Origin of the sequence: Mesorhizobium robiniae (genome assembly GCF_040545535.1) — a bacterium.
Classification (GTDB): Bacteria; Pseudomonadota; Alphaproteobacteria; order Rhizobiales; family Rhizobiaceae; genus Mesorhizobium; species Mesorhizobium robiniae.
The window spans coordinates 705,210-726,102 of sequence record NZ_JBEPMC010000003.1 but is presented as its reverse complement, the minus strand read 5'-3'; the positions used below and the strand labels follow the sequence as shown (position 1 = coordinate 726,102).

Below are 20,893 nucleotides of genomic sequence, written 5' to 3'. Positions count from 1 at the left end.
GGCCGGCCGGCCCGGCAACGGGGTAGGTCAGCGGGCCGGCCGGTGCAGCCGGTCAGAGTTGCTCGTCCGTCCGGGGTAGGGATGGCGGGAGCTGCTTGCCAGAATCGGGCAAACCTCCAGGGCCGGCTGCATCGTCCGGCGGATTGCCCCATGGGCCGCGGGGTGGTCCGTGCGGTCTATCCGCCGAAGCAAGGATTTCGAGCTGTTCGGGCGTCAGCTTGGCGCGAAGTGCTGCGATTGCGTACTTCAGCTTTGCCGCTGAGGCAGCGCGAGCGGTAAGATCGTCGGCCAGCTTTTCCTGGAAAGCGAAAGGATCGCGGGAACCCTGATTGCTATCATTGCCGGGGCCTCCCGTGTCGGGGCCGCGTTTGCCGGGACCATTCGGGCCATGATCGGGCCGTGCCAGCGTCGCCTGCAGCGCGCTGGTATAGTCGCGCCACGCGTCGAGCTGCTCGGTCCTGACACCGATGCGGGTCTCGAGCGCGGAAAGTCGGGCAGCGAGCCTGAATTCCGGCGGCCCCATATGTTGCCGGCCGAAGCCGTCCGGGCCGGGCCGCATCGGCCGGTGTGGGCCAGGCCACGGCATCGGGCCGTCACTCGGCCCGCTCTGCATTGCAGCGACCTGCGGTTCCCCGCCAGGTCCGGTGGCAGGGTCGGCGGGCTGCGCCAGCGCCGGATGAATGAACGCGATGGAGAAGAGGCCCAGAGCAAGAAGTCTGCTTTGCATGATGTGATCCTTTTCCACATGCTTCGGATGGGGAGAGGATAGGAGGCGTCTTTTTCCGGTTTGCTTCGCTCTGTTACCGAAGGTTTCCAGGAGAGGGAGATTTGTTTCCGAATGTTTCCGCTTCTGGGTTGGAAACATTCGGTTGCAAATTTTCCATGCCGCGGGCCATCGGCTCTCCCTATAATCTGTAACGAACAGGGCAAACGGCACAGGGCAAGCATGCAGTCACAACCCCAGATCCTTGTCGTCGACGACGATCGCGAGATCAGGACGCTGCTCGGGCGCTATCTCGACGGCCAGGGTTTCCGTGTTTCGGTGGCGGCGGACCGGCGCGAATGCGAGCACAGGCTGGCCACCGGGCAGTTCGACCTGATCGTGCTCGACGTCATGCTGCCTGACGGCTCGGGGCTCGATATCTGCCGCGCCTTGCGCGACAGCAAACCCCATATTCCCGTCATCCTGCTGACGGCGCTGAAGGAGGATGTCGACCGAATCATCGGATTGGAACTTGGCGCCGACGACTATCTTGGCAAGCCGTTCAACCCGCGTGAGCTGACCGCCCGGATACGGGCCGTGCTGCGACGCTCGGCGCAGGACCAGGCAGCACCCGCTTTGGCCCGCATCTATCGCTTTGCCGGCTATACGATGGAGCCGGAAATCCGTCGCGTCGCCAATGCCAGCGGCGAGGCGATCGACCTGACCGGCGCGGAGTTTGACCTGCTGCAGGTCTTTGTCGACAGACCAGGCCGCGTTTTGTCGCGCGACCAGCTTCTCGATCTCACGCAAGGGCGCGAGCGCGAGCCGCTCGATCGCTCCGTCGATGTGCTGATGAGCCGGCTGAGGCGCAAGCTCGGCGAGGATGCCGCGGCGCCCCTTTTTAAGACAGTGCGCAATGGCGGTTATCAGTTGACCGTCCGCGTCGAGGCCGTGGACGCGCCCGCATGACCTCGCTCAGGGCGCGGATTGCGCTGCTTCTGGTGGCGTCGATCGTCGGTGTGGTGGCTCTGGCGACGCTCGCAGTCGTCAGTGTGGTGCGGGGACCAGCGCCTGAAGCCACAATAGAGCCGGTTGCCCGGCAGATCCGGCTTCTGGCGCAGTCGCTTCCCGGTCATGTCGCCAGCGCAAACGATGTCCAGATCAAACTCGGCGATCAGCCGGCAAAGGGGCAGGAAGACGAACGCGCAACACGTTTTCTCAACCGGGCGCTGGAACACAGCGGGGTAGCCTTTCCCGCTACCGTCGTGCGAGTCGAAGGCAAACCGGGCATGGTCGCCTCAGTGCAACTCCGGGACGGCCGCTGGATGGCCGTCGATATTCCCGACTTCTCGCCGCCGGCCAACCGCTGGCTGGTCTTGTCCGGCTGGATCACGCTCATCGTGCTTGGCGCCACCGCCGTTTCGCTTTATTTCGCGACTGTGCTGACGAGGCCCCTGGTCATGCTGGAGGCCGCAGCAACACGCATCGGGCCGGATGGCATTCTTGCGCCTCTGCCGGAAGAGGGTTCCGGCGAGGTGCGCGCCACCGCGCGCGCGCTCAATCAGCTTTCGAGCCGGCTCAAGTCGGCGATGGAAAGCCGCATGCGCCTCGTCGCCGCGGCGGGCCATGATTTGAGAACACCGATGACGCGCATGCGGCTGCGCGCAGAGTTCCTGGCGGATGACGAAGACCGCGAGAAATGGCTGCACGATCTCGAGGAGCTCGACCGCATCGCCGATAGCGCCATCCGGCTGGTGCGCGAGGAGGTCGATCACGATGCCGTCGAACCGGTCGACCTCGAAAGACTGGTCCGTGACATCGAAGCCGAGATGATTTCGCTAGGTCACGCCGTGTCGATCGGCCATCTCGACAAGGTCTCGGTCAAGGCAGGCGCGCTCGGCCTTCGCCGCGCACTACGCAATCTGGTCGTCAACGCCGCCACGCATGGCAAGGGCTGTAGCGTCGCGCTTTCCGCCAAGGGCGGCCATGCCGCCCTCACCATTGCCGATCGCGGACCCGGCATTCCGCCGGATCTGCTCGGCAAGGCATTCGAGCCTTTCTTTCGAGTCGATCCCGGCCGCAGGCAATCCGTCCCGGGCGCCGGCCTCGGCCTCGCCATCGCCAAGGAAATCATCGAACGCTACGGCGGCACCATCACACTGGAGAACCGTGCCGGCGGCGGCCTTTCCCAAAAGGTCGTTTTCGACGCTGTTTCCTGATTGGACCGTTCGACGTAGACCGTTCCGTAGCTCTTTTCAGGCGACCTAATCCAGCTTGAATGTGAAAGGCGCCGCAACAGATGTGCCCGCTTTTTCCGGCGGCGGCGCTGGCACTTTGGCGCCCTGTAGTGCGTTGAGCGCCGCGCGATCGAGGTCCGGATAACCGGATGAACGAGCCAGCCGGGCCGATAGAACGCGCCCGGATCCATCGACCGTAAAGGTCACTCGTGGACTACCTTCCTCGCGCCGGGCTTTCGCCGCCCTCGGGTAGCGCGTGTGCCGCCTGATCCAGGCATGCAACTGCGAGTTCCATTTGGACGAGCTCACACCGGATCTCGAAGCCGGAGCTTTGGCCGGTTTCGATGCGGCCGCCCTGGCTGCGGATTTCGCAGCCGGTGCGGCTTTCTCCTTTTTCGGACGCTGTCTGGCCTCTCTGACCGGCTTCTTCGCCTTGACCTCAGCCGGCTCCTTCACCTTGGCCTTTGCCTGCTTCTTTGGCTTGGCCTCGACGGGTTTGTCGACCGGTTTTGGCTGCGGCAGCGGGATGACCACTTCCGGCGTGACGGCCTCGGCAACGTCAGGCACGACCTCCTCGAGCGGCGGCTGGTCGACCCGTTCCGCCACGGTCGGCGGAGTGGGCTCGACTGCGTCGGCCGGAGCGGCTTCCGACGGCTCTTCGACTGGCTCTGCCTGCTCGACGGGCGGTTCGGGTGGAGGCTCCGTTTCGGCTGTCTCGGGTTCCTCGGCCGGATCCGGCTGATCGGGCGTCAACTCCTCCGGTATCGGGGCCGGCACGGCCGGCGTGAACGCCATCGGCGACAGCTCGATCACCTGGGCCTGCGGCGGCCCGCCATCGGGCGCTGCCGGGCGCCAGCTCTGCATCGCATAGCCGATCGCGGCATGCGTCACCAGAACCAGCGCAGCCGCGCCCGCCCACCACGCCATCTCGCGTACGCCGAGACGGCGCTGATCGGCCATAGGCAGAGCGGCCGCCGGCGACATTATTGAGCCGTTCCGTTTTGCGGCGCCGCGGCATCGCCGGGCATCGTCTCGAGGCCGACCAGCGCGATCTTCAGATAGCCGGCGCCCCGCAAAAGGTTCATCACCTCCATTAGATCGCCATAGCCGACCGCCTTGTCGGCACGCAGGAAGATGCGCGTCTGCCTGTCGCCTTTTGTCCTGCCGACGAGCGTGGCGGCGAAGGCTTCGCGCGGCACTGCATCGTTGCCGACCGCCAGGCTGAGATCATTTTTCAAGGTCAGGAACAGCGGCGTCTCCGGCCGCGGAGCCGGCGTCGCGGTCGAGCCCGGCAGGTCGACATTGACATCCACCGTCGCCAGCGGTGCCGCGACCATGAAGATGATCAGCAGGACCAGGATCACGTCGATGAACGGCGTGACGTTGATCTCGTGGTTTTCCTCGAGATCGCCGTCGATGTTCTCTCGAATTCTAGCCGCCATGGCCTCACTCCGTGTTCATTCCGCGGCCATCGACTTTGCCGGCGCGACCATGCGGAAATCCAGATCCCGGCTGACCAGCCGTTCGACCCCTGCCGACGCGTCGGCGAGGATCTGCCTGTAGCCGGCTATCGATCGTGCAAAGACGTTGTAGATGACCACCGCCGGGATCGCCGCGACAAGGCCCATCGCGGTGGCCAGCAGGGCTTCCGCAATGCCCGGCGCGACAACGGCGAGATTGGTGGTCTGCGCCTGTGAGATGCCGATGAAGGCGTTCATGATGCCCCAGACCGTGCCGAAAAGGCCGACAAAGGGCGCGGTCGAGCCTATGGTCGCCAGCACGCCGGTGCCGCGCGACATGCGCCGCGCCGCCGCCGCCTCGATGCGCGACAGGCGCGAGGTGACCCGTTCCTTCAGCCCGTCGCCGGATACATGGTCGAGCGAGCCGGCCGAAAGCGCGGTCTCTTCTTCGGCTGCCCGCACCAGCAGGGCGCCAGGGCCGCCATCGTGGCCAAGCGCGCGGCCGGCCTGGTTCAGCGTGGCGGCATTGCCGATCGCTTGTGCCGCGCGGCGGGCGCGCAGCTTGCCGCCAAGGATCTCCAGCGATTTGGCCAGCCATATCGTCCAGGTGACGAAGGACGCGAATGCCAGCCCGATCATCACCGCTTTCACGACGATGTCGGCTGCCATGAACATCCCCCATGGCGACAGATCATGTGGCAGGGTCAGGGACGTCGCCGTGGAAGGGCCGGTCTCGATAGGCGTAGTCTCCGTAGGCGTCGCCACGCCGGGCTGCGTTGCCGGCGGCGCAACCGCGCCCGGCGCAGCCTCTCCAGGCGCGGGAGCGGGAGCCTCGATCGCCGGAGCCGCGCCCGGTTGCTCCTGGGCGGCAGTGCCCGGTTGCTCCTGGGCGGCAGTGCCGCCGGCCGACAGGATGACAGATGCGATCAACGCGGCGAACAAACCATGTCTGGACAAGGGTTTCTTCCTTATTCTCACAGTGGCCTCATTGCACATAGCCGATGGGCTGGCCGGTCACGGGGTGCGCAAACACGCCCATCTCCACACCGAAAATTCCTTTGAGCACGTCGCCCTGCATGATTTGGTCCGGCGTACCGCGCGTCAGCAGCTTTCCGTCCTTCAGCGCGATCAATTCGTCGCAGTAGCGCGCCGCCATGTTGGGATCGTGCAGCACCACGACGACGCATAGGTCGCGTTTGCGGCTGAGATCCTTGACCAGCCCCAGCACCTCGACCTGATGGGCGATATCGAGCGCCGAGATCGGCTCGTCGAGCAGCATGACGCCGGCATTCTGCGCCACCAGCATCGCCAGCCATGCGCGCTGGCGCTCGCCGCCGGACAATTCGTCCACCAGCCGGTCGGTGAAGTCAGCCATGTCCGTCAGGACAAGCGCCTCGTCGACATGGCGCCTGTCTTCGTGTCCGAATCGGCCGAGCGCGCCATGCCAGGGATAGCGACCGAGCGTCGCCAGTTCGCGCACGGTCAAGCCGGTCGCCGCCGGCGTCGTCTGCGGCAGATAGGCCAGCGCACGGGCGAGCTCGCGCGCACCCCACTGCACAAGCGGCCGCTGCGCGAAGGTGATGCCGCCCGAACTTGCCGGCTGCTGGCGCGCCAGGAGCTTGATCAGCGTCGACTTGCCCGAGCCGTTGTGCCCGATCAGCCCGTAGACGCGCGAGCGCTGCAGCTCGAGCGTGACAGGACCGAGCAGCGTCCGCTCGCCGACGGCGAACCGCACCGCTTCGACATTGAAGGCAGTCTGGGCATGAGTTCCAGCCACGATATCGGCCTCTCTTCGGCTTCGCGCGCGCATTTCCAAAATCGGCTTCGACAATCCGGTTTTCGGCGCCGATGTCCGGTTGACTATGAAACATGACTTTACTAGTCAACAATGAAGATGACCTTTTGAGTCAACAAAATGTCGTGACGCGCCGAATTTGCGTCGAAATTCAAAAAAGTGGGGCGTGCCGAGATGGTGAGTGGTTCTGGTCGCGGAAGAATCCGAGATGAAATGCCTGCGCGCCGAAACCTGCTGATCGCGGCGATGTCGCTGCCTGCGCTGCTTGGCAGCGGCCACGCCGTCGCGCAGGAAACCACCACTCTCGACCCGATCAACGTCCAGGAACGCGTCGAAAGCGCCTTTGGAACAGTCGACGGTTACGTCGCCACCCAGGGCTCCACCGCCACCAAGACCGACACGCCGCTGATCGAGACGCCGCAGTCGATATCGGTCATCACCAAAGACCAGATGGAAGCACAGGCGGTGGACAGCCTGAACGGCGCGCTACGCTACACGCCCGGCGCCAGCGGCAATCTCTACGGCACCGACAATCGTGGCCACGGCTTGCAGATGCGCGGCATTTCGAACTCCAGCGGCGTCTTCTACAAGGACGGGCTGCAGCTCAAGGAAAGCAATTTCACGCTGTTCACGGCGCTCGATTCCTACGGCGCCGAACGTTACGAAATCCTGCGCGGGCCGGCGTCGGTTCTCTACGGCCAGGCAAGCCCTGGCGGCATCATTAACTATGTCAGCAAGCGCCCGACCGAGGAGAACCTCCGCGAGGTCGAACTCGGCGCCGGAAGCTTCAACCGCTATGAAGGAAAGTTCGATTTCAGCGGGGCAGTGAACGCCGACAAGTCGCTGCTGTTCCGCCTCACCGGCGCCGCTCATATGGGCGACACCCAGACAGATTTCGTCAAGGACGATCGCATCTTCATCGCGCCGGCGCTGACCTGGCAGCCGGATGCCGATACCAGCCTGACCATCCTCGCCAATTATCAGCGCGATCGCTCCGGCTGGGCGATGCAGTACCTACCGGCATACGGCACGATCAGGCCGGGAAAGGACGGAAAATATCTGCCGAACAGCATGTTCGTCGGCGAGCCGGATTTCGACACCTACAACAACGACCAGGCGTCGATCGGTTACGAATTCGACCACCGCTTCAACGAGACATGGCAGGTCCGCCAGCATGCCCGCTACGTCTATCTGAAGCACTATGAGGAAGGCGTCTTTGGCGGCGGGCTTCTGAATGAAGATGGCGATTATTCCCGCTATGCCGATGCCGGCGGCACCAGGCTGAGCGGCGTGACCATCGACAACCAGGCGCAGGCCGATTTCGACACCGGGGCGCTCGCCCACACGCTGCTCGTCGGCCTCGACTACAAGCGCTACACCTATCGCGACTATGCCTCCAGCAACGATATGATCGGCGATGATTTCAACATATTCGACCCGGTCTATGGCTACCCGGTCGGCGAAATGACGCCCTATACAGACACCGACACAACCCAATCGCAGGTCGGCATTTACGCGCAGGACCAGATCAAGCTGGGCAACTGGCGGCTGACGCTGGGCGGCCGCCAGGACTGGGCGGACTCGAAAGTCTACGACAATCTGGCCGGCGCTTTCGATCCCCGCCAGAAGGACGACGCCTTCACCAGCCGCGCCGGTCTGCTTTATCTCGCCGACAACGGTCTTGCCCCCTATGTCAGCTATTCCGAATCGTTCCAGCCGGTGTCCGGCCCAGACAGCAACGGCAATCCCCTCGTCCCCGAAACCGGCAAGCAGTATGAAATCGGCCTGAAATATCAGCCGGTCGGCTGGAACTCCTTCATCACCGTTTCGGCCTTCGACCTGACCCGGCAGAATGTCGTGCGCTATGGCGGCGTTGGTCGGCCCGACGACATCTTCCAGACCGGGGAGATCCGCTCGCGCGGCATCGAGCTGGAAGGTGTTGCGAGCCTTGATTCCGGCTTCGACCTCAGGGCGGCCTACACCTATCTCGACACCGAGATCACCAGCCCGACCAGCATCAACGAGGATGGAACGAGCAACCAGGGCAACACGCCTTTCGGCGTGCCGACACACGCGGCCTCGCTGTGGGCGAACTACACCGTCGGCAGCGGCAGGCTGGAGGGCCTCGGGCTCGGCGCCGGCATCCGCTATGTCGGCTCGACCTACGGCGACGACGCCAATACGTTCAAGGTGCCGGCCGTCACGCTCGTCGATGCCGCGCTCCACTACAAATGGCAAAGCGCCGAGCTGAACCTCAATGTCAGCAATCTGTTCGACAAGCGCTATGTCGCCTCCTGCTTCGCAGAAAGCTTCGGCTGCTTTTATGGCGAGGGTCGCCGGATCAAGGGCTCGGTGAAGTACACATGGTGACCCTCGCGTGCAGGCCCGAACCCAATTGGCATCCCTGACGCGGCGCCGGTGCCTTGCCGGCCTGGCCGCGACGAGCCTCGGTCTGCGCGGCGATCTGGCACGTGCGGCGCGGCCGCCGCGGATCGCCTGCCTCGAATGGACTTCGGCAGAGATGGTCATCTCGCTCGGGATCGGGCCGGTCGCGGTCGCCGACATCAAAGGTTATCGCGACTGGGTTGTAGGTCCGGATCTTCCCGCCGGCTGCATCGATCTCGGATCGCGCGGCGAGCCCAATCTCGAACTGCTCCTGGAACTCGAGCCCGACCTGATCACCGGCGCCTATGGCTTCGGGCTCGACGAAGCACCATTCAAGCGGATCGCGCCGGTGCACACCGTACCCTTCTACGACGGTACCGAGACGCCTTATCGCCAGGCCGAAATTGAAACGCTGAAACTTGGCCTGCGACTCGGCCGCGAGGCGGAGGCGCAACGGCTTATCCGGGAGACGGCGGCGGCAATCGCCCGGATCAGGGCACAATTGGCAGGACGGGCAAAGCAACCGCTCGCGGTGGTCAGCATGTTCGACGACCGTCACGTCCGTGTTTACGGCAAGGGCGGTCTGTTCCAGGACGTGCTCGACAGGTTGAGTCTCACCAATGCCTGGACGGCGCCGACCGATGGCTGGGGGTTTTCAATGCTCGGCATCGAAGAGCTGGTTGCGATCGGCGAGGCTCGCGTGATTTCCCTCGACCCGATCCCCCCGCATGTGAAGATCAGGATTGACCAAAGCAGCCTCTGGGCGAATCTTCCCTGCGTCAAAGCCGGCAACGTCAGGACAATCCCGCCGGTATGGCCGTTTGGCGGACTTGCCGCCGCTGCCCGCTTTGCAAATTTGCTGGTCCGGGCATGACCGTCATGCAGTCCACGGCCGGCCATCGTGCTCGTTTCGTGGCAGGCGGTTGGATGCTCGTCGCCCTCGTCGGCGTGCCGGCGGTGCTCGCCGCATATCTTACCGCTGCCCAGCTTTTGCGCCTGTTGCCCGCCGACATGTGGTGGCAATCGCTCGGAGCGACGGACTTTGCCGATCCGCGGCAACTCCTTTATCGCCATGCCTTTCTGCCGCGTCTGGCGATCAGCCTGCTGGCCGGTGCGGCGCTCGGCCTGACCGGCACGCTGCTCCAGCAGGTGCTGCGCAATCCGCTCGCCGAGCCGACCACCATAGGCACCAATGCGGGCGCGACCGTCGCCCTGACGATCGCCACGCTCTACGCGCCGTGGATGCTGGAGCAAGGTCGCGAATGGGTGGCGCTCGCCGGCGGCGCCCTGTCGACGCTGGCGGTTCTGGCTCTGGCCCAAGGCCGGAGTTTCTCGCCGGTCGCGATCATCATCTCCGGCCTGGTGGTCAGCCTCACATGCAGTTCGGCAAGCGCCCTGCTGATGGCAGCCAATCGCGAATATTCCGAAGAGCTTTTCATCTGGCAGAGCGGTTCGCTGATCCAGAACGGCGACGCCGTGGTGCTCGGGTTCGCACCATGGCTCGCGGTGGCCGGCATTGCTGCCTTCCTTCTGCTCCGGCCGCTGCGGCTTCTCGACCTGAGCGACGAGGGCGCGGAAAGCCTCGGGACGAACCCCGTGGTGACACGGCTGGCGGGGATGACTGTCGCCGTCGCGCTGACCAGCATGGTGGTCGCAGCCGTCGGCGTCATCAGCTTCGTGGCGCTTGCGGCGCCGGCGCTGGTCAGGCTCGCCGGCGCACGGACCTTGCGCCAGCGCATGATCTGGGCACCGCTTACGGGTGCCGCGCTGTTATGGCTGACCGACCGGCTGGTACAAGTCGTGCCGTTTACCTCCGAGATCCCGGCAGGCGTGGCGACGGCATTCCTTGGTGCGCCGCTGCTGTTTCTCCTCCTGCCGAAATTGCGCACCAGCCCGGATCGCGACGGCGCCATGCTGTCTTCCATGCACAGGCGCAGCGGCTGGGCCCATCTGCTGGCCGGGCTCGTCGTGATGGCGCTTCTTCTCTGTGCCGCGCTTGTTGTCGGGCGAGGCACGGCCGGCTGGCACGTGGCCTCGGCCGCCGAACTTGCCGACCTCCTGCCGTTCAGGGCGCCTCGCATCGCCGTCGCAGTTTCCGCCGGTATGATGCTGGGCGTGGCCGGCACGCTGATGCAGAGGATGACCGGCAATCCGATGGCGGCTCCCGAGGTGCTGGGCGTATCTGGCGGCGCCTCGCTAGGCATCCTGCTGCTCTTCGTCGCGACTACTGATGTCAGCCGCCCGGCAATGATCGCCGCCGGTCTCGTCGGGGCTCTGGCCAGCCTGGCGATGATTTCGCAGACCGGCCGCCGGCAGCCCATCGCGAATGATCGGTTGCTGCTTTCCGGTATCGCCGTGGCGACGATGGCGTCGGCATTCTCGGCGGTGATGCTCGCCAGCGGCGATCCACGGCTCGATACGCTCATCGGCTGGCTATCCGGCTCGACCTACCGGGCCACCGCCGCCGATGCCACGGTCGCCGCTGTGACGGCAATTGCTCTGCTGGCCATCGTGCCCCTCACCATCCGTTGGCTGGACATCCTCCCGCTTGGAGAAGCCGCTTCGCGCGCGCTCGGGCTTAGCCTCTTTCGCGTGCGGATCATCCTGCTGGTGCTTATTGCCGTGCCGACGACAATCGCCACGCTTGTCATCGGGCCGCTGAGCTTCGTCGGATTGATGGCGCCGCACCTGGCCCGCATGCTCGGCTTCCAGCGCGCCTTGCCGCCGCTTTTCGCATCCGCGATCCTTGGCGGCGCGATGCTTGTTTCGGCCGACTGGGCCGGCCGAATGCTCATTTTCCCGTGGCAGATTCCGGCGGGTTTGCTGGCTGCTCTGGTCGGCGGGCCTTATTTCATGGTGCTGATGTGGAAAGGCCGGCAGTGAGCGGCGTCTCCGTCTCAAGGGTCTTTCGGCGTCATGCCTTGCCGGTATGTGCTCCCCGGATCACGCGAGACGCAAACGCCTCGGGCTGAGGGACATCGGCCTCGCGGCGCACCAGGGTGTTGCGCAGCAGCGCGATCGTTTCGCGGCCGGCCATTGCGATCTCGCGTGGCCTATCGACTCCGACGATCATGAACTCCTGGATTCCTAAAGACGCGTAGGGAAGCAGGGAAAGCGCGATCTGTGCCGGCGGTCCAGCGATTTCGACCGCCTTCCGGCAAGCGGCGTTGTCCTCCGAACGGATCCGGACGGGAAGCGCGAAACGCAGCTTGCCGGCCCGGCCGTGTTCGGCAGCGGCACTGCGCACCCGCTCCATCAGCTGCAGGACCTCGCCCGGCGAACCCGGCGCCAGCTCGAAGATATCGGCATGCCGCCCGGCGACCCTGAGGGCCGTTCCGGACTGCCCGCCCATGCGGATGGTCATGTCGGCGCCATGCGGGCCCTTGCGCGGCACATAGCCGCTTTTGACGCTGTAAAAGGCGCCTTCATGATCGAACGGCCTGTCGTTCGACCACAACCGTTTCAGCAGCACCAGATATTCGTCGATCCGCTGCCAGACGATCGTATGACCGACCGGACGCGTTTCGGCATCGTCGTCGTTCAGCGGCTCGCTAAGCATCCTGAGCGACAGCCGCCCGCCGCTTTTGGCGTCGAGCGACGCTAATTGCCGCGCCGCCACCGCCGGCTCGATCACACCCGCCCAATGCGTGAGAACGACCTCGAGTGTGGACGTGCGGTCCAGCGCGCGGGCAGCAATATCCATATTGGTCAACAGCCCGGCCGAATCGTCGACGACGATCTTCTGGAAACCGATGTCCTCGATCAGCGACAGCTTTGTCGCGGTTTCCAGGAAATCGTAGAAAAACGGCGCCGTTGAATCGGCGGGGTGAGTTTTACCGGGAACATGCGTGAACTCGATCGGCATTGCCATCTCCTCCATCACGTTGGGGTCAGTGGCGCGCGAAAGCGCACCGGCACGCGGTTCATTCAACTCCGATGTTGCAAAAACGGCAGGTCGCTATCCCAATCTGGTGTCGATGAATCGGGGTTCCCGTATTTCGGGGCTTCCTAATTCGGGGATCAACGATCAGGGAATAAGGCCTAGAACGACTGCCCCGGTGAACACGAACGCAAGGGTAAAGACGAGATAGGCAAAGGCGCCCGCATAGGCCGGCCGCCACGTCTGTTCGGAACCAAGCCTTTGACCTTTGCGGGCAGTCCGGGCGTTCTGGAAATAGGACATATCGACCTCCGTCTCGGCGGTTAATCTATAAAATCAGTAGACTTTGTCGAGTGCTATTTTCAGGGGATTATTGGAATAATTTTCTCAGATTGAACAAGAATTTAGTTCGTTTTCTGCTTAGCGTTGCGCTTCTGAGGTGGTCCGGCCGATAGGAAGAACGCCATGCCACACGCAGGAGGAGGGTATCAGTCCGTGTCAGCCGGCGCTGACGAGAGCCTGCCGGAAAACATCCGTTCCCATCCGGCCATTCACCCTGTAAATCCCGTTTGGCGTTGTCGGTCGTCATCACTGGGAGAGGTTTGCGTGTCCAATTTCGTAAGCGTTGCAAGGGATGGCGGCGTCGCGGTCGTGACCATCGACAATCCGCCTGTTAACGCGCTGAGCTTCCATGTTCGCGAGCCGCTGATGCACGCGCTTGTCTGGTTACGGGACGAGCCTGGTGTCGCGGCCATCGTCATCGCTTGCGCCGGGCGGACCTTCGTCGCCGGCGCCGATATCACCGAGTTCGGCAAGCCGGTGCAGCAGCCGGATCTGCGCGCCATCATTGCGGTGCTGGAAACCGTCGCCAAGCCAACGGTCGCCGCTATCCACGGCACAGCGCTCGGCGGTGGCCTGGAACTGGCGCTTGGTTGCCATTTCCGCGTTGCCGATGCCGCGGCCAAGCTCGGCCTGCCGGAGGTCAAGCTCGGCCTGCTGCCCGGCGGTGGCGGCACGGTTCGGCTGCCGCGTCTCGTCGGCGCGCTCAAGGCGCTTAGCATGATCGTTTCGGGCACGCCGATCGGCGCGGCCGAGGCGCTCGCCGCTGGGCTGGTGGACGCCGTCTTCGAGGGCGGCCTGACTGCGCAGGCGGTTGGTTTCGCCAGCGAAATGGTTGACAAGGGTGGGTCGTTCACGCCGGTGCGCGGCCGTGACGGCCGTCTCGACCAGGCGGAATTGCCTGAATTCGACACGCAAGTAGGGGAACTTGCCAAAAAGGCGCGCGGGCTCGAAGCGCCAATCGCCTGCGCTCAGTCGGTCCGCAACGCCATCACGCTGCCGTTCAAAGAAGCGCTTGCGGCGGAACGCGAACTGTTCGCCAAATTGGTTGCAGGTGATCAGTCGCGCGCGCAGCGCCATCTGTTCTTCGCCGAGCGCGAGGCGGCGAAGGTTGGGGCTAAAGATATCGTCAGGCGCAAGATCGCGCGGGTCGGCGTCATCGGCGCCGGCACCATGGGCGGCGGCATCGCCATGGCGTTCGCCAATGGCGGGTTTCCTGTGACCCTGCTGGAAACGACGCAGGAGGCGCTGCAACGCGGGCTGGCGACGATCGAGAAGAACTATGCCGTCTCCGTCGCGCGCGGTTCCCTCAGCGAAGACACCAAACGTCAGCGCCTCGACCTGTTCAAGGGTTCCACCGACTATGGCGACCTTGCCGATTGCGATCTGATCGTCGAGGCCGTGTTCGAGGAGATGGCGGTCAAGAAGGATGTCTTCGGCAGGCTCGACGCGGTGGCCAAACCCGGTGCGATTCTCGCTACCAACACCTCCTATCTCGACGTCAATGAAATCGCCGCCTCGACCTCGCGGCCGCAGGATGTGCTTGGCCTGCACTTCTTTTCGCCGGCAAACGTCATGAAGCTGCTGGAGATCGTGCGCGCCGAGAAGACTGCGCCGGACGCGCTGGCGACGGTCGTCGAACTGGCGCGGCGCATCGGCAAGGTGCCGGTCGTCGTCGGCGTCTGCCATGGCTTCGTCGGCAACCGCATGCTGGCCGCGCGCGGTTCGGAATCCGAGGCGCTGTTGCTGGAAGGTGCAACGCCACAGCAGATCGACCAGGTGTTTACCGATTTCGGCTGGCCGATGGGACCGTTCCAGATGGGCGATCTCGCCGGCCTCGACATAGGCTGGCGCAATCGCAAGGCGCGCGGCCAGACGGCAATAATCGCCGACACGCTGTGCGAGCAGGGACATTTCGGCCAAAAGACCGGCAGCGGTTTCTACCGCTACGAGAACGGCTCACGCACACCCGCTCCCAACCCGCAAGTCGAAGCGCTAATCCGCGACAAGGCTGCCGAGAACGGCATCGCGCCGCGGGCGATCGGCGCCGAGGAGATCATCGAGCGGACGCTTTACCCGATGATCAATGAAGGGGCGAAGATTCTCGAGGAGAAGATTGCTGCCCGCGCCTCCGACATCGACATCGTTTGGGTCAATGGTTACGGTTTTCCCGTGGGCAAGGGCGGGCCGATGTTCTGGGCCGGCCTCGAAGGGGTCGACAAGATCATCGGGCGGCTCGACCACTGGCACGAGCGGACCGGCAAGGACGTTTTCAAGCCGGCGCCCCTGCTCAGACAGGTGGCTGAAACCGGCGCCTGGGAAGGCGCTACCAGCCAAACTGCCTGAGCGAAGCCGTCTTCGAAAATCATGGACTACCGAATCCGAGCGTCCATGATCTCGACGAAACGCGCGAACAGACCAGCCTGCGACTTGATCTTGAGCTTGCGATAGATGTTGCGGCGGTGGACCTTTACGGTTCCCGGTACGATACGCATCGCTCGGGCTATGGATTCCGTCGAATGGCCCTGAAGCACTAGGTCGACGACATGTTTTTCGCGCGGCGTGAGCGAAAGGCTCTTCCAGATGTGAGCACGTTCGAACTCGTTGACCGGCGCAATCGCCTCGTCCTGTTTCGTCTCTGCCGGTTCGTCGGCCGGAAGGGCCGGCCAGCGCAACCTGATGAAGCCGATCACTGCCGGCGCCATGTCGCGCAGCAGCCTGGCATCGGCGGTTCCGAAGGGTCCCGAAGCATGCAATCGCATCAGCGAGACCACCAGCGCGTCCTTTCCCGGCAGCGGCACGAAGAAACCGACCTCCTCGGCCAGCTTGGTCTGGCTATAGTAGGAGCGGTAATATTCGCTGGCATAGAAGCGGTCCGGCGCCAGTTCGCGCATGCGCCAAAAACCTTCCTTGCGCTCGACCGCCGCGTGGTGGAACGGGTCGAGCAGATAAGGCCCTTCCTGATAGAGTGCGACGAAGACGTGGCTTTCGGCCGGCGAGAACGTCTCGAACAGCAGCGGCGGCCGTGAGGCGCCGCGATAGCCGAAGATCACACAGTGATCGAAGCTGACATGCTGCCGCAGCCAGGCGACCAACGCCTTGCCGAAAAGTTCGCCGCTCGTCTCCCGCGTCGCAGCGATGAGCGTAGCGAGCTGATTGTATTCGTCGCTGCGCAATACGCTCAATTATACCCCCTTAAACGAGAAAATAGACCAAATATACCACCTGCGAGGTATATACTAGCTGCCATTGGCTCTGATAGCGTTTCGAGATTGTCTTGTTGCTGGAGCCGCAGCTTTGACCGCAGTACCCGATATCGAGTTTCGCGGGGTCGCCAAACGCTACGGCAGCGTGACCGCGGTCAGCGGCATCGATCTTGCCGTCCCGCCATCCGCCTTTGTCGCCTTGCTCGGGCCGTCCGGCTGCGGCAAGACGACTTGCCTGCGCATGATCGGCGGCTTCGAACAGCCAAGCGAAGGCGCGGTTTTCATCCGCGGCCGCGACATGGCCGGCACGCCGCCCTACCGGCGGCCGGTCAATATGGTGTTCCAGCAATATGCGCTGTTTCCGCATCTCGATGTCGAGGACAACATCGCCTACGGGCTGCGCCAGGCAAGGCCGCGGCTGTCGTCGCGGGAGATCAGCCTGAGGGCAGGCGAGGCGCTCGCCATGGTGCGGCTTGCCGGCTACGGCCGCCGCAAGATCCACGAGCTTTCCGGCGGCCAGCAGCAGCGTGTCGCACTGGCGCGCGCGCTGGTCAACAAGCCGGCGGTGCTGCTCCTCGACGAGCCGCTGGCGGCGCTCGACAAGAAGCTGCGCACCGACATGCAGATAGAGTTGCAGAACCTGCAGCGCGAGATCGGCATCACCTTCGTCCTTGTCACGCACGACCAGGAAGAAGCCCTGTCGATGAGCGATTTCGTCTGCGTCATGAATGGCGGGCGCATCGTCCAGCTCGGACAGCCAAGCGACATCTATGACGAGCCCGCCGACCTCTTCGTCGCCGACTTCGTCGGCAAGACCAATCTGTTGAGCGGCAAGGTGGCCGGGCACTCGGGCAACCTCGTCGAGGTGGCGCTTGCCGACGGCACTGTCATTGCCGCGCGCAAACGGACTTCGCTGCGGCAGGATGAAGCCGTTTCGGTCAGCCTGCGTCCCGAATCTTTAAGCCTCGGCGCGCCGGGAAGCGGCCGGCTGAACGGCATTGTCCGCAACCGGATCTTTCTGGGCTCGACCGCGGAATATGCGATCGAGGTCGGGGGTATCGGAACGCTGCTCGCCAAGGCCGATCACCTGATCGGCAGTGGAAACCTCTTCAAGCCGGGTGAACCCGTCGCCATCGGCTTTACGTCAGGAACGCCGCTCGCGTTCCCTGATACCAAGAACAACGGGACCAACCAGAGGGAAAATAAACATGTCGAAATCATATCGTGACGGACTGCCGATAAACCCCGAAAAATTCGTCGACCAATTGATGCGGCTCAAGCGCGGTTCCATCGGCCGCCGCGAGTTCCTTGGCCTCACCGGTCTTGGCATCGCAACGGCGGTGATGGCCCGTGAGTTCGGCATCATGCCGTCGCCCGCCTTCGCCCAGGAGGGTCTTGGCGACCGCATGTCGATCGCCACCTGGCCCAATTATCACGACCCGGCGACGTTCGAGAATTTCAAGGCGGAGACCGGCGTTGCTGTCGAGGTCAATGTGTTCGGGTCAAACGAGGAGATGCTGGCCAAACTGCAGGCTGGCGCCTCGGGCTGGAGCCTTTTCGTGCCGACCAACTACACGATCTCTACCTACAAGAAGCTCGACATCATCGAAGCGCTCGACATGGCCAAGCTTGCCAATTTCGACGGCTCGCAACAGGACCCGCGCTTCACTGGGGAAGGCACGATCGACGGCGCGACCTACGCTGTGCCGAAGAACTGGGGTACCACCGGATTTGCAGTCAACACCAAGAAGCTCACCAAGCCGATCACGAGTTGGAAGGAATTCTGGGACACGGCCATGGCGGACGGCGACGGCCGGACCATGGTCCATGACTACCAGCTCACCACGATCGGCAATGCGCTGAAATATTTCGGCTTCTCGTTCAACTCGCTGAAGCCGGACGAGCTCGCCAAGGCGGAAGAATTGCTGCTGAAGGTCAAGCCGCATCTGTTCGCGGTTTCCAGCGATTATCAGCCGTCGATGCGTGCCGGCGACGCCTGGATGACGATGTGCTGGACCAATGACGGGGCGCAGCTCCACCGCGACATTCCCGAGATCGCTTATGTGCTTGGCAAGGAGGGCGGCGAGATCTGGACCGACTTCTACGCCATTCCGAAAGATGCGCCCAACAAGCCCGCCGGCTATGCCCTGCTCAACTACCTGATGGACCCGAAAGTCGCGGTCAAGGAGCACCTGGCCAACGGCGCGCCTTCCACCGACGCGCGGGTCAATGCGATGCTGCCCAAGGAGGTGCTGGACAATCCGATCCTCTACCCGGCGGCCGAACTATTATCTCCGCTGGAATTCGGTGCGGCTGCGACGCTGACCGATCCGGCCCGGGCCGAACTGATGGCCCGCTTCAAGTCGGCTTGAACCGGCCATAGGTCCGATACAGGCACTCACCCGGCGGGCAGATGTCCGCCGGCACCCGGGGCGGTTTTCAATGCGCAGCAATGTCATTCGTCATAATCTGCTGACCGCGCTGCTGCTCGGTCCAGCAACCGCGTGGCTGGTGGTGTTTCTGGTCTTGCCGTTTGTCGCGATCGCCGTCTTCAGCGTCGGCGAGCGGGCGCCTGAAGGCGGCTATCAGGCCGCTTTCACCTTTGCGCAATATGCCAATCTTCCGGCACGGGCGACTGCCTTCTGGAACACGATGGTGCTGGCGCCGGCAGGCGCCTTGGCCTGTCTCCTCGTCGCCTATCCGGTCGCCTATTACCTCGCCTTGCGCGCGCCGGAGCGGTGGCGGCTGATCCTGCTTGCGCTCGTCGTCATTCCGTTCTGGACCAGCCTGCTGATGCGAACCTACGCCTGGATGTATGTTCTGGGCGGGCGCGGCATTCCGGCATTGCTGGCCTATGTCGGGTTTGAGGATGTGCGGCTGATCAACACGCCGGGCGCGGTCCTGCTCGGTATCGTCTACGGCTATCTGCCGCTGATGATCCTGCCGATCTATGTCAGCCTCGAGCGGCTCGATCGCCGGCTGCTGGAAGCCTCCGCCGATCTCGGTGCAACGCCGATCTCGACATTCCTTGGCGTGACGCTGCGGCTGTCGCTGCCGGGGGTGATGACCGGCTTCTCGCTGGTCATGATCCTGCTGCTCGGCGAATATCTGATCCCGACGCTGCTCGGTGGCGGCAAGGTCTTCTTCATCGGCAACGCGCTGGTCGATCTGTTCCTGCAATCGCGTAACTGGCCATTCGGATCGGCAATCGCCATCACGCTGGTTCTGGTCTCGGTCGTGGTGCTGCTTGTCGCCAATCGCATTTCGACCCGGCTTTCGGGCGCTCGCCGGGTGGACCTGATCTGATGCGCGCCTTCGTCATAGCGGTCTTTGCGTTTCTCTACCTGCCGATCGCGCTGGTGGTGCTGTTCTCCTTCAATGCCGGTCGCCACGCCAGCGAGTTCACCGGTTTCTCGGTGCAATGGTACGGCAAGGCGCTGTCGAACCCGTTCCTGGTCGAGGCGCTGAAAAACAGCCTGTTCATCGCCACCACCAGCGCCTTGCTCGCAGCACTCTGCGGCACGGCGGCAGCGCTTGGCCTGGCGCGCGTCGGCGCGCGGACACGAGCTATCTTCGACGCACTTCTCGGCGCAGCGATCGTCGTTCCGGGCGTCGTCATCGGCATCTCGACGCTTGTCGCGCTCGTCCAGCTGTTTGGGGTCGTCAATCCGTTTCTCGCTTCGCTGTGGCCGAACGACCAGCCGCCACGCCTGGCGCTCGGCTACGGCTCGATCATCGCCGCGCATGGCCTGTTTTCGATGGCGCTGGTGGCGATGATCGTCGGCACACGGCTCGGCAGCCTCGACCGCAATCTGGTCGAAGCCTCGAGCGATCTGTACGCCACCCCACTGACGACATTCCGCTCGATCGTGTTGCCGCAGATCATGCCAGCGGTGATCGCCGGCTTCCTGCTCGCCTTCACCTTCTCCTTCGACGATTTCATCGTCGCCTTCTTCGTCGCTGGCGCACAGACCACGTTACCGATCTATGTCTTTGCCTCGATCCGGCGCGGCGTGACGCCCGAAATCAACGCCATCGCGACGATCGTCCTCGTCGCCTCGGTGCTGCTTGTGGTGCTTGCCCAATGGCAATTGCGCCAACGCAAACCGTCAAACTGAAAGTCGCATCATGATTTTGAGAGATCGCATCGCCGTAGTGACCGGCGCCGGGTCGGGTATCGGGCGTGCCGGTGCCATGATCATGGCCAGGGAAGGCGCGGTGTTGGTGATCGCCGACAGGGATCCGGCTGCCGGTGAAACAACGGCTTCCGACATCCGTATGGCAGGCGGCCGGGCCGAGGCGGTCGCCACCGATGTCGGCGACGACGCGGCGGTCGAGCAGCTCATCGCTGGAACGCTGGGTAAACATGGTCGGATCGACATCCTGCACAATCACGCCGGAGTCCAGGTCGGCGGCACACTGACCGAAGTCGGCGTCGACGGCATGGATGCCTCGTGGCGGATCAACGTGCGCGCGCAGTTCCTCGCCGCCAGGCTCGTCATGCGATGATCGAACAGGGCGGCGGTGTGATCGTGAACACTGCCTCGAATTCGGGTGTGTTTTACGACCGCGAGATGATCGCCTACGCAACCTCAAAACATGCCGTGGTGGCGATGACCCGGCAGATATCGCTCGACTATGCCAAGCACAATGTGCGCGTCAACGCGCTCTGCCCCGGCTGGGTCGATACGCCCTTCAACGAGCCCTTCATCGCTCAGATGGGTGGACGGGAGGCGATCGAACGCTACGTTCGCACCAAGATTCCCATGCAGCGCTGGGCCGCGGCGGAAGAGATAGCCGAAGCCATCCTGTTCCTCGTCTCCGACCGTTCGTCCTTCATGACCGGCCAGGCTTTGGTGATCGACGGCGGCGAGAGCATCGGCTGACG

Annotated in this window: 18 protein-coding genes and 1 pseudogene; 11 read left to right on the top strand and 8 right to left on the bottom strand. The window is 63.9% G+C overall.

Features of this window, described 5'->3' with window-relative positions:
• Positions 1–52: 52 nt before the first annotated feature.
• The gene (locus ABID19_RS11695) at positions 53–727 is read right to left on the bottom strand and encodes a hypothetical protein (protein WP_354490597.1); all 675 of its coding nucleotides are present in this window, start codon (positions 725–727) and stop codon (positions 53–55) included.
• A 219-nt stretch (positions 728–946) separates the two neighbouring features.
• Between ABID19_RS11695 and ABID19_RS11690 the strand changes: the two genes are divergently transcribed.
• Together ABID19_RS11690 and ABID19_RS11685 are read left to right on the top strand one after the other, a co-directional pair.
• Positions 947–1,672 (top strand): response regulator, encoded by a 726-nt coding sequence (locus tag ABID19_RS11690; protein WP_354490595.1) that lies wholly within the window; start codon positions 947–949, stop codon positions 1,670–1,672.
• Positions 1,669–2,922 (top strand): ATP-binding protein, encoded by a 1,254-nt coding sequence (locus ABID19_RS11685; RefSeq protein ID WP_354490594.1) that lies wholly within the window; start codon positions 1,669–1,671, stop codon positions 2,920–2,922. The genes ABID19_RS11690 and ABID19_RS11685 overlap by 4 nt, the downstream gene beginning before the upstream one ends.
• A gap of 45 nt (positions 2,923–2,967) precedes the next feature.
• On the opposite strand, the gene ABID19_RS11680 is transcribed toward ABID19_RS11685, so the two are convergent.
• The 4 genes from ABID19_RS11680 to ABID19_RS11665 are packed head-to-tail and all read right to left on the bottom strand — an operon-like array spanning position 2,968 to position 6,177.
• Positions 2,968–3,924, bottom strand: a complete 957-nt coding sequence (locus ABID19_RS11680; protein ID WP_354490593.1) for an energy transducer TonB family protein — start codon at positions 3,922–3,924, stop codon at positions 2,968–2,970.
• Positions 3,924–4,382, bottom strand: coding sequence for a TonB system transport protein ExbD (exbD, locus tag ABID19_RS11675; RefSeq protein ID WP_354490591.1), 459 nt, complete (start codon positions 4,380–4,382; stop codon positions 3,924–3,926). The genes ABID19_RS11680 and exbD overlap by 1 nt, the downstream gene beginning before the upstream one ends.
• A gap of 15 nt (positions 4,383–4,397) precedes the next feature.
• Positions 4,398–5,357, bottom strand: a complete 960-nt coding sequence (exbB, locus tag ABID19_RS11670) for a tonB-system energizer ExbB (RefSeq protein WP_354490589.1) — start codon at positions 5,355–5,357, stop codon at positions 4,398–4,400.
• Between the two features lie 28 nt (positions 5,358–5,385).
• Positions 5,386–6,177, bottom strand: a complete 792-nt coding sequence (locus tag ABID19_RS11665; RefSeq protein WP_354490587.1) for an ATP-binding cassette domain-containing protein — start codon at positions 6,175–6,177, stop codon at positions 5,386–5,388.
• Between the two features lie 231 nt (positions 6,178–6,408).
• On the opposite strand from ABID19_RS11665, the gene ABID19_RS11660 reads away from it, so the two are divergent.
• The 3 genes from ABID19_RS11660 to fhuB are packed head-to-tail and all read left to right on the top strand — an operon-like array spanning position 6,409 to position 11,463.
• Positions 6,409–8,565 (top strand): TonB-dependent siderophore receptor, encoded by a 2,157-nt coding sequence (locus ABID19_RS11660; protein ID WP_354490585.1) that lies wholly within the window; start codon positions 6,409–6,411, stop codon positions 8,563–8,565.
• 7 nt (positions 8,566–8,572) lie between these two features.
• Positions 8,573–9,454 carry an ABC transporter substrate-binding protein gene (locus ABID19_RS11655; protein WP_354490583.1) on the top strand — a complete coding sequence of 294 codons (882 nt, stop codon included), beginning with the start codon at positions 8,573–8,575 and terminating at the stop codon, positions 9,452–9,454.
• A 53-nt stretch (positions 9,455–9,507) separates the two neighbouring features.
• Positions 9,508–11,463 carry a Fe(3+)-hydroxamate ABC transporter permease FhuB gene (fhuB, locus tag ABID19_RS11650; protein WP_354490581.1) on the top strand — a complete coding sequence of 652 codons (1,956 nt, stop codon included), beginning with the start codon at positions 9,508–9,510 and terminating at the stop codon, positions 11,461–11,463.
• A 31-nt stretch (positions 11,464–11,494) separates the two neighbouring features.
• On the opposite strand, the gene ABID19_RS11645 is transcribed toward fhuB, so the two are convergent.
• Complete coding sequence (locus ABID19_RS11645; RefSeq protein ID WP_354490580.1) at positions 11,495–12,445, bottom strand: LLM class flavin-dependent oxidoreductase; 951 nt, start codon at positions 12,443–12,445, stop codon at positions 11,495–11,497.
• Between the two features lie 162 nt (positions 12,446–12,607).
• Entirely contained in the window at positions 12,608–12,763 is a 156-nt protein-coding gene (locus ABID19_RS11640; RefSeq protein WP_354490578.1) for a hypothetical protein, read from the bottom strand.
• Between the two features lie 303 nt (positions 12,764–13,066).
• On the opposite strand from ABID19_RS11640, the gene ABID19_RS11635 reads away from it, so the two are divergent.
• Entirely contained in the window at positions 13,067–15,145 is a 2,079-nt protein-coding gene (locus tag ABID19_RS11635) for a 3-hydroxyacyl-CoA dehydrogenase NAD-binding domain-containing protein (RefSeq protein WP_354490576.1), read from the top strand.
• 26 nt (positions 15,146–15,171) lie between these two features.
• Here the strand turns inward: ABID19_RS11635 and ABID19_RS11630 are convergent, their stop codons facing one another.
• Positions 15,172–15,984 (bottom strand): response regulator transcription factor, encoded by an 813-nt coding sequence (locus tag ABID19_RS11630; protein ID WP_352928563.1) that lies wholly within the window; start codon positions 15,982–15,984, stop codon positions 15,172–15,174.
• A gap of 112 nt (positions 15,985–16,096) precedes the next feature.
• Between ABID19_RS11630 and ABID19_RS11625 the strand changes: the two genes are divergently transcribed.
• The 5 genes and pseudogenes from ABID19_RS11625 to ABID19_RS11605 all read left to right on the top strand — a co-directional run bounded on the left by ABID19_RS11625 (position 16,097) and on the right by ABID19_RS11605 (position 20,891).
• Positions 16,097–17,233 carry an ABC transporter ATP-binding protein gene (locus ABID19_RS11625; RefSeq protein WP_354490575.1) on the top strand — a complete coding sequence of 379 codons (1,137 nt, stop codon included), beginning with the start codon at positions 16,097–16,099 and terminating at the stop codon, positions 17,231–17,233.
• Positions 17,214–18,377, top strand: a complete 1,164-nt coding sequence (locus ABID19_RS11620) for an ABC transporter substrate-binding protein (RefSeq protein WP_354490573.1) — start codon at positions 17,214–17,216, stop codon at positions 18,375–18,377. The genes ABID19_RS11625 and ABID19_RS11620 overlap by 20 nt, the downstream gene beginning before the upstream one ends.
• A gap of 70 nt (positions 18,378–18,447) precedes the next feature.
• Complete coding sequence (locus ABID19_RS11615) at positions 18,448–19,311, top strand: ABC transporter permease (protein WP_354490571.1); 864 nt, start codon at positions 18,448–18,450, stop codon at positions 19,309–19,311.
• Positions 19,311–20,123, top strand: a complete 813-nt coding sequence (locus tag ABID19_RS11610) for an ABC transporter permease (RefSeq protein ID WP_354490569.1) — start codon at positions 19,311–19,313, stop codon at positions 20,121–20,123. The genes ABID19_RS11615 and ABID19_RS11610 overlap by 1 nt, the downstream gene beginning before the upstream one ends.
• A gap of 10 nt (positions 20,124–20,133) precedes the next feature.
• Positions 20,134–20,891: pseudogene (locus tag ABID19_RS11605) on the top strand (SDR family NAD(P)-dependent oxidoreductase).
• Positions 20,892–20,893 lie beyond the last annotated feature (2 nt).